This is a genomic window from Streptomyces sp. GD-15H (assembly GCF_045291515.1).
GTDB lineage: Bacteria > Actinomycetota > Actinomycetes > Streptomycetales > Streptomycetaceae > Streptomyces.
In genome coordinates this window covers 1,314,872-1,327,650 of the sequence record NZ_CP149447.1, presented here as the reverse complement: position 1 = coordinate 1,327,650, position 12,779 = coordinate 1,314,872, and the positions used below count along the sequence as shown (strand labels likewise).

At 70.2% G+C, this 12,779-nt stretch carries 9 protein-coding genes and 1 tRNA gene; 4 read left to right on the top strand and 6 right to left on the bottom strand.

Annotation, left to right across the window (positions count from 1 at the left end):
• Positions 1-65: 65 nt before the first annotated feature.
• The 4 genes from WJ438_RS06480 to WJ438_RS06465 form a co-directional block, all read right to left on the bottom strand.
• A complete protein-coding gene (locus tag WJ438_RS06480; RefSeq protein WP_406724351.1) occupies positions 66-1,451 on the bottom strand; it encodes an OFA family MFS transporter in 1,386 nt (461 codons plus the stop codon).
• Between the two features lie 122 nt (positions 1,452-1,573).
• Positions 1,574-3,769 (bottom strand): acetate--CoA ligase family protein, encoded by a 2,196-nt coding sequence (locus WJ438_RS06475; RefSeq protein ID WP_406724350.1) that lies wholly within the window; start codon positions 3,767-3,769, stop codon positions 1,574-1,576.
• 4 nt (positions 3,770-3,773) lie between these two features.
• Positions 3,774-5,015, bottom strand: coding sequence for a formyl-CoA transferase (gene frc, locus WJ438_RS06470; protein ID WP_406729609.1), 1,242 nt, complete (start codon positions 5,013-5,015; stop codon positions 3,774-3,776).
• A 28-nt stretch (positions 5,016-5,043) separates the two neighbouring features.
• Positions 5,044-6,726 (bottom strand): thiamine pyrophosphate-binding protein, encoded by a 1,683-nt coding sequence (locus tag WJ438_RS06465; protein ID WP_406724349.1) that lies wholly within the window; start codon positions 6,724-6,726, stop codon positions 5,044-5,046.
• Positions 6,727-6,941: 215 nt separating this feature from the next.
• Between WJ438_RS06465 and sucC the strand changes: the two genes are divergently transcribed.
• The 4 genes from sucC (at position 6,942) to WJ438_RS06445 (ending at position 10,910) form a co-directional block, all read left to right on the top strand.
• Complete coding sequence (gene sucC / locus WJ438_RS06460) at positions 6,942-8,072, top strand: ADP-forming succinate--CoA ligase subunit beta (protein ID WP_406724348.1); 1,131 nt, start codon at positions 6,942-6,944, stop codon at positions 8,070-8,072.
• Between the two features lie 11 nt (positions 8,073-8,083).
• Positions 8,084-8,968: a succinate--CoA ligase subunit alpha gene (sucD, locus tag WJ438_RS06455; RefSeq protein WP_406724347.1), complete on the top strand. Its 885-nt coding sequence runs from the start codon at positions 8,084-8,086 to the stop codon at positions 8,966-8,968.
• A gap of 86 nt (positions 8,969-9,054) precedes the next feature.
• A complete protein-coding gene (locus tag WJ438_RS06450) occupies positions 9,055-10,596 on the top strand; it encodes an aldehyde dehydrogenase family protein (RefSeq protein WP_406724346.1) in 1,542 nt (513 codons plus the stop codon).
• A 229-nt stretch (positions 10,597-10,825) separates the two neighbouring features.
• Positions 10,826-10,910, top strand: a tRNA-Leu gene (locus WJ438_RS06445).
• A gap of 429 nt (positions 10,911-11,339) precedes the next feature.
• Here WJ438_RS06445 and WJ438_RS06440 read toward each other — a convergent pair.
• On the bottom strand, positions 11,340-12,479 hold the full coding sequence (locus WJ438_RS06440; RefSeq protein WP_406724345.1) for a zinc-binding dehydrogenase: 1,140 nt from the start codon (positions 12,477-12,479) through the stop codon (positions 11,340-11,342).
• Complete coding sequence (locus WJ438_RS06435) at positions 12,476-12,778, bottom strand: putative quinol monooxygenase (RefSeq protein WP_406724344.1); 303 nt, start codon at positions 12,776-12,778, stop codon at positions 12,476-12,478. Before WJ438_RS06435 ends, WJ438_RS06440 begins: the two co-directional genes overlap by 4 nt.
• Position 12,779: the final 1 nt, after the last annotated feature.

The following is a 12,779-nucleotide window of genomic DNA, read 5'->3' as shown; positions in this document are numbered from 1 at the left end:
GTGCGGCGCCCTGCACGATCATGCGAACGCCCTTGTGCGAGCCCCCTCGCACCGGACCGGGACCCTCACGCCGCCTCGTCACCGAGCGGCTGCGGGTTCGGCGTGATGCGGGCCTTCGGCCGCCCCGGGGGGTGCAGGAACACGGCCACGCAACCGGCGAACAGCGAGATCGAACCGGCGAGAACGAACGCGCCGGCGTAGTCCCAGGTGGCCACCACGACGGCGCCCATGCCGGACCCGAGCAGACCGGAGACCAGCTTCGAGGAGTACACCAGGCCGTAGTTGGTGGCGTTGTTGTTCTCACCGAAGTAGTCGGCGGTCATCGCCGCGAACATCGGGAAGATGGCACCGCCGCCGAAACCGGAGATGGACGAGAACACCAGGAACAGCGGCAGGTTCCCGATGTTCCCGGAGAACAGGATGCCGTACTGGGACAGCCCGAGGACGACGCAGACGAAGATCAGGCACTGCTTGCGGCCGTAACGGTCGGAGAGCCAGCCGATGACCCCGCGGCCGGTGCCGTTGACGATCGCCTTCAGGGACATGGCGGTCGCCACGATGCCGCCGGCGAAGCCCGCGTCGTCACCGAAGGGCACTTGGAAGGCGATGCCGAAGATGTTCACGCCCGACGTGCACAGCAGGCAGAACCACATCAGCGCCACCCGGCCGGTCCGCCACGCCTCCATGGGGGTGTACTGGTGCACGGCCGGCGGGTTCTTCTCCAGCGCGCGCCGGGTGCGCGCGTCCGTCGGCTTCTTCAGGGGATCGATGTCGGCCGGCCACCAGTTCTTCGGCGGATCCTTGAAGAAGTAGCCGGACACCGCCACCACGCCGGCCAGGAACACACCCACCGCGACCAGCACCCAGCGGAAGTTGGTGAGGTCCATGAAGCCGGTGAAGAGGAAGACGAACGGCACCGAACCGTAGGCGAAACCGCCGTTCACGAAGCCGGTCTTGCCGCCCTTGCGCTCCGGATACCACTTGGCGACCATGTTCACGCAGGTCGCGTACACCATGCCGGCGCCCATACCGCTGAACATGCCGAAGCCGAGATACGCGACGATCACATGCGGTGCGAAGGCGAGCGAGAGATAGCCCAGCAGGGTCCCCACCGCACCCCACATCATCGCCCAGCGGGCCGGCAGCCGTCCGCTCTCCCGCAGCTTGCCCGCCGGGAAGGCCACCGCCGCCTGGAAGAAGACCCAGACCCCCAGCATCCAGAAGATGTGCGCGCTGCTCCACGAATGAGCCGTGTGCAGGGTGTCCTCGGCGGACGCGAACGCGTACTCCGCCGAGCTGATGCCCATCATGCCGATCCACGGCAGGATGACCATCCACTTGCGTTTGCGGCCCATGATGTCGATGTCGGTCTCACCGAGGCGGTAGACGCGTCCGTTCGCGTCCGCCACCTCCCGGTAGGGAACCGAAGTGCGTAGATCAGTCGTTGTCATGTCGTGTTGCACCCCTTGCGTCGAAAGTTCTGGCCAGCGCCCCCTGTCCAATGCCTTTCGTGCGCGTTCGGGTCCCGGGCCGGCCGACGCGCACCGTCGGCCGGCCCTCCGGTTCACTCACCTCATGAACCGCCCCCCGACTCCCGCCCGTCGCCCGCCACCGCCCTGTCGGAGGGGCCTTCGACCCCCAGCCTTGACGCCGCGCGGGCCCAGCGGTACTTCGCGCCGAGCACGGCCACCGGCTGCTCGGTCGTGTACGGGTACGCCACGACCCCCCGCTCGAAGAGGTACTGGCACGCCTCCTCGACCTCCACGTCGCCCGCGAGCGACGCCACCACGGGCTTCTCGACGCCCCGTTCGCGGAACTCGGCCACCACCCGCGCGGTGAGCTCGGCGAACACCATGGGAGGCGTGACGATGGTGTGCCAGTAACCGAGGACCAGCGCATGGATGCGCGGGTCCTCCAGCCCCAGCCGGATCGTCGCCTCGTACGTGGACGGCGGCTCGCCCCCGGTGATGTCCACCGGGTTGCCGGCCGCCCCGAACGGCGGGATGAACTTCCGGAACGCCGCGTCCAGATCCGGCGGGATCTCCATCAGCGACAGCCCGTTGTCCGTCACCGCGTCCGACAGCAGTACCCCGCTGCCGCCCGCCCCCGTGATGATCACGACGTTGTCGCCCTTCGGGGTGGGCAGCACCGGCAACGCGCGCGCGTACTCGAGCATGTCGTTCAGACCCGGCGCGCGGATCACCCCGGCCTGCCGCAGGATGTCGTCGTACACGGCGTCGTCACCCGCCAGGGCGCCGGTGTGCGAGCCCGCGGCCTTCGCGCCCGCCGCCGTACGTCCCGCCTTCAGCACCACGACCGGCTTCTTCGGCACGGTCTCCCGCGCGGCCCGCACGAACGCCCGCCCGTCCTTGAGGTCCTCCAGGTGCATGGCGATGCAGTCGGTGCGCGGGTCCTCCCCGAACCAGGTCAGCAGGTCGTCCTCGTCCAGGTCCGACTTGTTGCCCAGCCCGACGATCGCCGACACACCCGTCCTGGTGGTGCGGGCGAAACCCAGGATGGCCATCCCGATACCGCCCGACTGCGAGGTCAGCGCGACTCCGCCCCTGACGTCGTACGGCGTGCAGAACGTGGCGCACAGGTCCTGCCACGTCGAGTAGTAGCCGTAGATGTTGGGCCCGAGCAGCCGGATGCCGTGCCGCTCGGCGATCGCCACGATCTCGTCCTGGAGTTCGTGCTCACCGGTCTCGGCGAACCCGGAGGGGATGAGGACGGCGTTCGGGATCTTCTTGCGCCCCACCTCCTCCAGCGCCGCGGCCACGAACTTGGCGGGGATCGCGAAGACCGCCACATCCACCTCACCGGGGACGTCCGTGACACTCTTGTACGCCTTGCGGCCCAGAATGTCATCGGACTTGGGGTTCACCGGATGGATCTCCCCGGCGAAACCGCCGTCGACCAGATTGCGCATCACCGAGTTGCCGATCTTGCCCGGCTCGTTCGAGGCACCGATCACCGCGACCGAACCCGGCTGCATCAGCCGCCGCATCGAGGTCAGGATCTCCTCGCGCGAGTACTGGCGGCGCTCCTTGGGCGTCTCGGTGGACAGGATCACGCGGATGTCCGCGGCGACGGCCCCGTCCGGGGTGGCGATGACCGGGTTGAGGTCCACCTCGGCGATCTGAGGGAAGTCCGCGACGAGTTCCGACACCCGGCGGATCTGCTCGGCGACCGCCCACCGGTCCACACCCGCCCGGCCCCGCACCCCGCGGAGGACCTCCGCCGCCCGGATCGAGTCCAGCATCGACAGCGCCTCGTCGGGGTCCACCGGCGCGAGCCGGAAGGTGACGTCCTTGAGCACCTCGACGAGCACCCCGCCGAGGCCGAACGCCACCACCTTCCCGAACGTCGGATCCGTGACTGCGCCGACGATGACCTCCTGCCCCTGCGGCAGCAGCTCCTGCACCTGCACACCGTCGATCCGGGCGGCAGGGGCGTAGGCGCGCGCGTTCTCCACGATCCGGCAGAACGCCGCCCGCACGTCGGCCGCGCCCTCCACACCGACGATCACACCGCCGGCATCGGTCTTGTGCAGGATGTCCGGCGAGACGATCTTCATCACGACGGGCCCGCCGAACCGCGCCGCGTACGCCACGGCCTCGTCGACGTCCGTCGCCAGTTCCTCACCCGGTACGGCGATCCCGTACGCGTCCGCCAGCACCTTGCCCTCGGGCGCGGTGAGGGCGGTGCGCCCGTCGGCGCGCACCGCGTCGAGCAGCGCGCGCACCCGGAGCGTGCGGTCCTCGGCCATCACGTCAGATCACTCCGTTCGACTTGAGCAGACGCAGTTCCTCGTCGCCGAGTCCGAGCTCGCCGACGAACACCTCTTCGTTGTGCTCGCCGAGCAGCGGGGAGGCGACCACGTCGACGGGGGAGTCGGAGAGCTTCAGCGGGCTGCCGACGGTGACGAACTCGCCGCGCTCGGGGTGCGGGACGGTGACGACCATCTCGTTCGCGGCCAGCGAGGGGTCCTCGATGATCTCCTTGGTGGACAGGATCGGCCCGCACGGGATGTTGTGCGCGTTCAGCCGCTCCAGCACCTCCCACTTGGGCAGCGTCGAGGACCATTCCTCGATCAGCTGGAACATCTTGCCCAGCCTGGGCAGCCGCGCCCGGGGCGTCGCCCAGTCGGGGTCGTCGGCCAGCTCCGGTCGGCCGATCAGCTCACTGATCGGCTTCCAGCCGACGGGCTGCACGATCACGTACACGTAGTCGTTCGGTCCGCCCGGCGCGCACTTGACCGCCCAGCCGGGCTGCCCGCCGCCGGACGCGTTTCCGGACCGGGGAACCTCGTCGCCGAAGTCCTCGTTGGGGTATTCGGCGAGCGGACCGTGGGTCAGGCGCTGCTGGTCGCGCAGCTTCACCCGGCAGAGGTTGAGCACCGCGTGCTGCATGGCCACGTTCACCCGCTGCCCGCGTCCGGTGTGCTCCCGCTGGAACAGGGCGGCGAGGATGCCCGCCACCACGTGGATGCCCGTGCCCGAGTCCCCGATCTGGGCCCCCGTCGCCAGCGGCGGTCCGTCCTCGAAACCGGTGGTCGACATCGACCCGCCCATGGCCTGCGCGACGACCTCGTACGCCTTGAAGTCGGTGTACGGGCCGTCGCCGAACCCCTTGATGGAGGCGTAGACGATCCGTGGATTGATCTCCTTGATGCGGTCCCAGGTGAAACCCATCCGGTCGACGGCACCCGGCCCGAAGTTCTCGACCATGACGTCCGAGCGCCGGATCAGCTCGGTGAGGATCTCCTTGCCGCGCTCGGTCTTGGTGTTGAGGGTGATGCTCCGCTTGTTGCAGTTGAGCATCGTGAAGTAGAGGGAGTCGACGTCCGGGAGGTCGCGCAGCTGTGTGCGCGTGATGTCCCCGGTCGGGGCCTCCAGTTTGACGACGTCCGCGCCGAGCCAGGCCAGCAGCTGGGTCGCGGAGGGCCCGGACTGCACGTGCGTCATGTCCAGGACGCGGATGCCGTCAAGCGCCTTGGCGGTGCGTGCGTTCATGGCGGTCTCGGTGGTCACCGGGGTCACCTCACTTGTACATGGTCTGGTTCATGGTTCCGGGGGCGTACGCGTCCGGGTCCACCCAGACGTTGATCAGGGACGGCTTGCCCGACTCGCGGGCCCGGCGCAGCGCGGGGCCGATGTCGGCGGGGTCGCGGACCTCCTCGCCGTGACCGCCCAGCATCTGCGCGAACTTGTCGTACTGGACGTCGCCGAGGGTGTTGCCGACCCGGTCCCGCTCCTTGCCGTACTTGGCGGCTTGGCCGTAACGGATCTGGTTCATCGAGGAGTTGTTGCCGACGATGCCGACGAAGGGCAGGTCGTAGCGGACGAGGGTCTCGAAGTCCCAGCCGGTCAGGGAGAAGGCGCCGTCGCCGAAGAGGGCGACGACCTCCTTGTCGGGCCGGGCCTGCTTGGCCGCGAGCACGAAGGGGACGCCGACGCCGAGGGTGCCGAGCGGGCCCGGGTCCATCCAGTGGCCGGGCGACTTGGGCTGGACGACCTGCCCGGAGAAGGTGACGATGTCGCCGCCGTCGCCGATGTAGATCGAGTCCTCGGTGAGGAAGTCGTTGATCTCGCTGACCAGCCGGTACGGGTGGATGGGCGAGGCGTCCGACCTGAGCTGCGGCAGCCGCTTCTCCAGCGCGGTCTGCTCGGCCGCGCGCAGCTCGTCCAGCCACTCCTTGCGCCGGGACGCCCCGCCGTTGACCCTTCCGGAGGCCGCCTCCGTCACCGACTTCAGCACCAGCCCCGCGTCACCGACGATGCCGAGGTCGATGTCGCGGTTCTTGCCGACGGTGCGGTAGTCGAGGTCGATCTGCACGACGGTCGCCGTCGGCGACAGCCGCTTGCCGTAGCCCATACGGAAGTCGAAGGGCGTGCCGACGATCACGATGACGTCGGCGTGGGAGAAGGCGTACCGGCGTGACAGCTGGAAGTGGTGAGGGTCGCCGGGCGGCAGGGTGCCGCGTCCCGCGCCGTTCATGTAGGCGGGGATGTTGAGGGTGCGGACGAGTTCGGTGGCCGCCTCGGTGCCCCGGGTGGTCCACACCTGGCTGCCGAGCAGGATCGCCGGCTTCTCGGCGTGCGTCAGCAGGTCGGCGAGCTTCTCGACGGCCTCGGGGTCGCCGGCCGAGCGCGTCGAGGCGCGGTAGGCGCCCTGCCGCGGCACGCGCGCCGTGGACGCCGGGACCTTGGCGTCCAGTACGTCGCGCGGGATCTCCAGGAAGGAGGGGCCGGGCGCGCCGTGGTAGCACTCGCGGTAGGCCATCGACACCATGTCCGCCGCGCGCGCCGTGTCCGGCACGGTCGCCGCGAACTTGGTGATGGGGGTCATCATGTCGACGTGCGGCAGGTCCTGCAGGGACCCCATCTTGTGCTGGGTCAGGGCCCCCTGACCACCGATCAGCAGCATCGGCGACTCGGCGCGGAAGGCGTTGGCGACGCCGGTGACGGCGTCGGTGGTGCCCGGACCCGCGGTGACGACCGCGCAGCCGGGCTTGCCGGTGATCCGTGCGTAGCCGTCGGCCGCGTGCGCGGCCACTTGTTCGTGGCGTACGTCGACGACCTCGATGCCCTCGTCCACGCAGCCGTCGTAGATGTCGATGATGTGGCCGCCGCACAGCGTGTAGATGCGGTCGACGCCCTCGGCCTTGAGGGCCTTGGCGACGAGGTGACCGCCGGAGATCAGGTCCTGTGTGTCGTCGGGCATGGCGAAGTCCTGTCCCTTCATAGGGGGTGGGAACGCTCTCGCGCAGTGCTCTCACGCACCGCTCTCGCAGCACATTGCATACAGTCGACGAATACTGTATGAAGCTTGTTATCCCGCATCCCATGGGTGGTGTCCAGGGGGTATGCGGCACTTTTCCCCGCCGGACTCCGGCTTCTCCCAGCGACCTTCCGGCGACTTCGCAGACAGGAGCCGAGATGGACCTGTACGAACACCAGGCAAGGCAACTCTTCGAGGAACACGGCATCGCGGTACCGAAGGCCGAGGTCACCGACGCGCCCAAACAGGCCCGCGCGATCGCCCGCCGGCTCGGCGGCCGCGTCGTCGTCAAGGCACAGGTCAAGACCGGCGGACGCGGCAAGGCGGGCGGAGTGAAGACCGCCGCCGACCCGGCCGCCGCCGAACTGACGGCACGCCAGGTCCTCGGCATGGACATCAAGGGACACACGGTCGGCAAGGTCATGCTGGCCCAGCCCGTGGAGATCGAGGACGAGTTCTACGTCTCCTACGTCCTCGACCGCGCGGCCGGCCACTTCCTCGCCATCGCCTCCGCCGAGGGCGGCATGGACATCGAGGAGGTCGCCGCCACCCGCCCCGGGGCCGTCGCACGCGTCCCCGTCGACCCCGCCGAGGGCGTCACCTCGGCGACCGCGGCCCGCATCGCCGAGGCGGCGGGCCTCCCGCCGCGGACCGTCGACGTCCTCGTCCGGCTCTGGGAGGTCCTCGTCCGCGAGGACGCCCTGCTCGTCGAGGTCAACCCGCTCGTCCGCACGCGCGACGGACGGATCATGGCCCTCGACGGCAAGATCACCCTCGACGACAACGCCCGCTTCCGGCAGGCACGGTGGGGCGCGGAGGACTCGGCCCCCGACGACCCGCTGGAGGAAGCCGCGGCGGCGAAGGGCCTCAACTACGTCAAACTGGACGGCGAGGTCGGCATCATCGGCAACGGCGCCGGCCTGGTCATGTCGACCCTCGACGTCGTCGCCGGCTGCGGAGCCCGCCCCGCCAACTTCCTCGACATCGGCGGCGGGGCGTCGGCGCAGATCATGTCGGACGGACTGTCGGTCATCCTCTCCGACCCGGCCGTGAAGTCCGTCTTCGTCAACGTCTTCGGCGGCATCACCGCCTGCGACGCGGTGGCCGACGGCATCGTCCGCGCCCTGGACACCGTCCGGCTGACCAAGCCGCTCGTCGTACGCCTCGACGGCAACAACGCGGCCCGGGGCCGCGCCATCCTCGACGCACACGCACACCCGCTGGTCGAACAGGCCACCACGATGGACGGCGCCGCGAGCCGCGCGGCCCGACTCGCCACCACAGCCTGAGGAGACAGGGCATGGCGATCCACCTCACCAAGGAGAGCAAGGTCCTCGTCCAGGGAATGACCGGCGGCGAGGGCATGAAGCACACCCGGCGGATGCTCGCCGCCGGCACGAACGTCGTCGGCGGAGTCAACCCCCGCAAGGCCGGCCAAACCGTCGACTTCGACGAGCGGGTCGTCCCCGTCTTCGGATCGGTCGCCGACGGTATACAAGCGACCGGAGCCGACGTCACGGTCGTCTTCGTACCGCCCGCCCACGCCAAGGCGGCCGTCATCGAAGCGGCCGACGCCGGCATCGGCCTGGCGGTCGTCATCACCGAGGGCATCCCCGTCCACGACTCCGTCGCCTTCACCACGCACGCACGGCAGCGGGGCACCCGGGTCATCGGCCCCAACTGCCCCGGCCTGATCACCCCCGGACAGTCCAACGCCGGCATCATCCCGGCCGACATCACCAAGCCGGGCCGCATCGGACTGGTCTCCAAGTCCGGCACGCTCACCTACCAGCTCATGTACGAGCTGCGGGACATCGGCTTCTCGACCTGCGTCGGCATCGGCGGCGACCCCGTCGTCGGCACCACCCACATCGACTGCCTCGCCGCCTTCCAGGACGACCCCGACACCGACCTCGTCGTCCTCATCGGTGAGATCGGCGGCGACGCCGAGGAACGCGCGGCGGCCTACATTCGCGCGCACGTCACCAAGCCCGTCGTCGCCTACATCGCGGGCTTCACCGCACCCGAGGGCCGTACCATGGGCCACGCGGGCGCGATCGTCTCCGGCTCCTCGGGCACGGCCCAGGCGAAGAAGGACGCCCTGGAAGCCGTCGGCGTCCGGGTGGGCGGCACCCCCACGGAAACGGCACGACACGTACTGGCCGTCCTCGAAGCCGGAGGGTGATCCACCCCAGCCCAGCCGTACACCAACCAAGGGCGGCCCCAGGGGCCCCCTCCTCTCGACTGTGCACCGAGAGCGGAGTGAACCGCATGGCATCCACCCTCACCCTCAAAGCCGGCACCTCCTGGACCGACGCCTGGCAACGCTGCCTCGCCGTCGCCCCCGAGGCCTTCCGGGACGACCGCGTCCTCAACCTCTGGAACGCCGCCTGGCAGGCCGACGGCAGCACGCTGCCCGCCGTCAGCCCCGTCGACGGCAGCCCCGTCGTCGGCCCGCCGCGCCTGGACCGGGTCACCGCCCGGAACGCCGTACGCGCCGCGCTCGACCAGCACCGCGCCTGGCGGCACATCCCGCTGCCGGAACGCCGCGCCCGCGTCGCCGCCACGCTGGACGCCCTCACCGAACACCGTGAACTGCTCGCCCTCCTCCTTGTCTGGGAGATCGGCAAACCCTGGCGGCTCGCCCAGGCGGACGTCGACCGGGCCATCGACGGCGTGCGCTGGTACGTCGACGGCATCGACGCCATCGTCGCCGGCCGGGCCCCGCTGGACGGGCCGGTGTCCAACATCGCGAGCTGGAACTACCCGATGAGCGTGCTTGTCCACGCCATGCTGGTACAGGCACTGGCAGGCAACGCGGTCATCGCCAAGACCCCGACCGACGGCGGCGTCGCCTGTCTGACCCTGGCCTCGGCGCTCGCCGCCCGCGAGGGGATTCCCGTGACCCTCGTCAGCGGCAGCGGAGGCGAACTGTCCGAGGCGCTGCTGCGGGCACCCGAGATCGGCTGCGTCTCCTTCGTCGGCGGCCGCGACACCGGCGCCGCGGTGGCCACGGCCGTCGCCGACCTCGGCAAGCGGCACATCCTCGAACAGGAAGGACTCAACACCTGGGGCGTCTGGAACTACTCGGACTGGGACACGCTCACAGCGGTCGTCCCCAAACTCTTCGACTACGGCAAGCAGCGCTGCACGGCGTACCCACGCTTCGTCGTCCAACGACACCTTTTCGACGCGTTCCTGGCGGCCTACCTCCCCGCGGTGCGCACGCTCAGGATCGGCCACCCGCTCGCCGTGGAGCACCCCGAGGACCCCTACCCGCGGCTGGACTTCGGGCCGGTGATCAACGCGGCCAAGGCCAAGGAGCTGCGCGACCAGGTCGCCGAGGCCGTCGACCGCGGCGCCGTTCCGCTGCACCACGGCAACGAGGCGGACGCCCGCTTCCTGCCCGGCCAGGACACCTCGGCGTACGTCCAGCCCGTCACGCTGCTGGGTCCGCCCCCGTCGTCGCCGCTGTACCACGCGGAGCCGTTCGGGCCGGTCGACACGATCGTCCTGGTTGACACGGAGGCGGAGCTGCTGGCCGCCATGAACGCGTCCAACGGCGCGCTGGTGGCCACGCTCTCCACGGACGACCGGGCGACCTACGACCGGCTCGCCCCGCAGATCCGCGCCTTCAAGGTCGGCCACGGCACCCCGCGCTCCCGCGGTGACCGGGACGAGCTGTTCGGCGGGTTCGGCGCGTCCTGGCGCGGCGCGTTCGTCGGCGGCGAGCTGCTGGTCCGCGCCGTGACGCAGGGCCCGGCGGAGGAGCGGCTGCCGGGCAACTTCCCGGAGTACCAGCTCATGCCGTGACGAGTCCCGGGCACCGGTACCGGGCCGCGTCGGCAGCGGGCGGTGTCCTGCCGACGCGGCCCCCGGGTAGCTGTTCCGCCACTCACGGTGCGACTGCCGAGAGGGTGTGCCCGACAGGCCCGAACCCCCTGCCCAGGGCACGGAAACGCAGGTGAAAGGCACTGCGAAACCTTGGTATGGTTGTCCACGTCGCTGAGGGGAACGCCCCTGGCAAGGCGATGCACACCTGGTCCGGGTGGCGGAATGGCAGACGCGCTAGCTTGAGGTGCTAGTGCCCTTTATCGGGCGTGGGGGTTCAAGTCCCCCCTCGGACACTCGCAGTGACGATACGGATGCAAGGGCCTCGACCTTACGGTCGTGGCCCTTTTCGCACGCTCTTAGCTGATGGTGATGTTCAGGCATTCGTAAAGTGGGTCTTTCTCGTCGGCGTCGGCTGCATGAATGCACCGTGCAATGCCTTCGGGACTCTCAGTGACCCCTCGGGCCTGTTGCGCGACCAGACCGCTCTCACCCACTACACTTTCGACGGTCGGCGCGGACGGTACGGAAAGCACCACCCACAGGGCGTTGAAAGCCGTTTGACCCGGTGCTCGGCGGCGCGGCTCACCCGTCCTCCCGCAGACCGGGGCAGCGCGGCCGAGCTACCCGAGTAGCCTCCTGCACGGCCCGGTCACCGAGGGAAGGCGCCGATGGCGCCCCTCCCGCCACCGGAAGGGGCGCCATCGGCCGGGCGCGGGACCGCGTCAGGCGTCCAGTAGGCCCGACGTGTCGATGACCTGACGGATTGCCCGGCCCGAAGCCAGCTCCTCCAACGCCGCGTTGATGTCGGACAACGGCAGTGTGCCCGTGTGCATCCGCTCCACCGGCATCAGACCGGCCCGCCACAGGTCCAGGAACCTGGGGATGTCGCGGCGTGGGACCGCGTCGCCCATGTACGAGCCCAGCAGGGACTTGCCCTCGCCCGCGAACGTCAGGGCCGGGACCTCCAGCACCCGGTCGGGGGCGGGCAGGCCCACCGAGACGGCCTTGCCGCCCCGGGCCACGGCGGCCAGGCACTGAGCCATCACCGTGGGGCTCCCCACCGCCTCCACTGCCAACTCTGCCCCACCACCGGTGAGTTCACGGATCTCCTCGATCGCCTCGCCGGGGGCGCAGGCGTGAGTCGCGCCCAGCTGCAGAGCCAGCTCACGCTTCTCCCGGACCGGGTCGACCGCGATGATCGGGTACGCCCCCGCTGCGCGGGCACCCAGGACCGCGGACAGGCCCACGCCGCCCAGGCCGTAGACCACCGTCGACTGGCCGGGGCGCAGGGCCGCCGTGTTGATGACGGCTCCGGCACCGGTCAGGACCGCGCAGCCGAACATCGACGCCACCGCGAACGGGATGTCCTTCGGAATCGGCACCACCGACTCCTGGGCCAGCACCGCGTGCTCGGAGAACGCGGAGACGCCCAGCTGGTGGTGGACCGGAGTGCCGGAGGCGTCGGTCAGCAGCGACGGGCCGTGCAGCAGATCACCCGATCCGTTCGCCGCAGCGGCCTGTGCGCACAGGGCGGGTCGTCCGGCCGCGCAGTCGGCGCAGAAGCCGCAGCTCGGCACGAAGACCAGGGCCACGTGGTCACCGGGACGGACCCGGTTGACACCCGGTCCGGTGTCCTGGACGACGCCCACCGCCTCGTGGCCCAGCGCCATCGGCAGAGGGCGGACCCGGTCGCCGTTGACCACCGACAGGTCCGAGTGGCAGAGCGAGGCGGCCGCTATCCGGACCAGCACCTCGCCCTCGCGCGGAGCGCCCAGCTCCAGTTCCTCCACCTCGACCGGGCGGGTCTCGGAGTAGGGGCGGGCGGACGACACACCGCGCAGCACCACCGCACGGGTCTTCATGCCCGCACCTCCGGACGCGGGACGCAACGCAGCACGTCACGGCTCTCCAGCAGTGGGACGACCTTGCCGAGCACGATCTCCTGGAAGTGCGGGGTGGAGCAGTGCGCGGTGAAGTCGGCCTCGGACACGTACTCCTCGTACAGCACGATCGCCCGCGGGTCCTCGGTGCCCTGGTGGACGCGGTAGGCGAGGTTGCCCGGCTCCTGTCGGGAGGCGGCGGCCATGGTGTCGAGCAGGGGGAGAACGTTGTTCTCCTCGCCCTCCTTGGTGCGGTAGCGGGCGACCACGACGTATGACATG

Coding starts and splice junctions, on each gene's coding strand:
- WJ438_RS06480 (WP_406724351.1), bottom strand. CDS start 1,451: ATGACAACGACTGATCTACGCACTTCGGTTCCCTACCGGGAGGTGGCG.
- WJ438_RS06475 (WP_406724350.1), bottom strand. CDS start 3,769: ATGGCCGAGGACCGCACGCTCCGGGTGCGCGCGCTGCTCGACGCGGTG.
- frc (WP_406729609.1), bottom strand. CDS start 5,015: ATGAACGCACGCACCGCCAAGGCGCTTGACGGCATCCGCGTCCTGGAC.
- WJ438_RS06465 (WP_406724349.1), bottom strand. CDS start 6,726: ATGCCCGACGACACACAGGACCTGATCTCCGGCGGTCACCTCGTCGCC.
- sucC (WP_406724348.1), top strand. CDS start 6,942: ATGGACCTGTACGAACACCAGGCAAGGCAACTCTTCGAGGAACACGGC.
- sucD (WP_406724347.1), top strand. CDS start 8,084: ATGGCGATCCACCTCACCAAGGAGAGCAAGGTCCTCGTCCAGGGAATG.
- WJ438_RS06450 (WP_406724346.1), top strand. CDS start 9,055: ATGGCATCCACCCTCACCCTCAAAGCCGGCACCTCCTGGACCGACGCC.
- WJ438_RS06440 (WP_406724345.1), bottom strand. CDS start 12,479: ATGAAGACCCGTGCGGTGGTGCTGCGCGGTGTGTCGTCCGCCCGCCCC.
- WJ438_RS06435 (WP_406724344.1), bottom strand. CDS start 12,778: ATGTCATACGTCGTGGTCGCCCGCTACCGCACCAAGGAGGGCGAGGAG.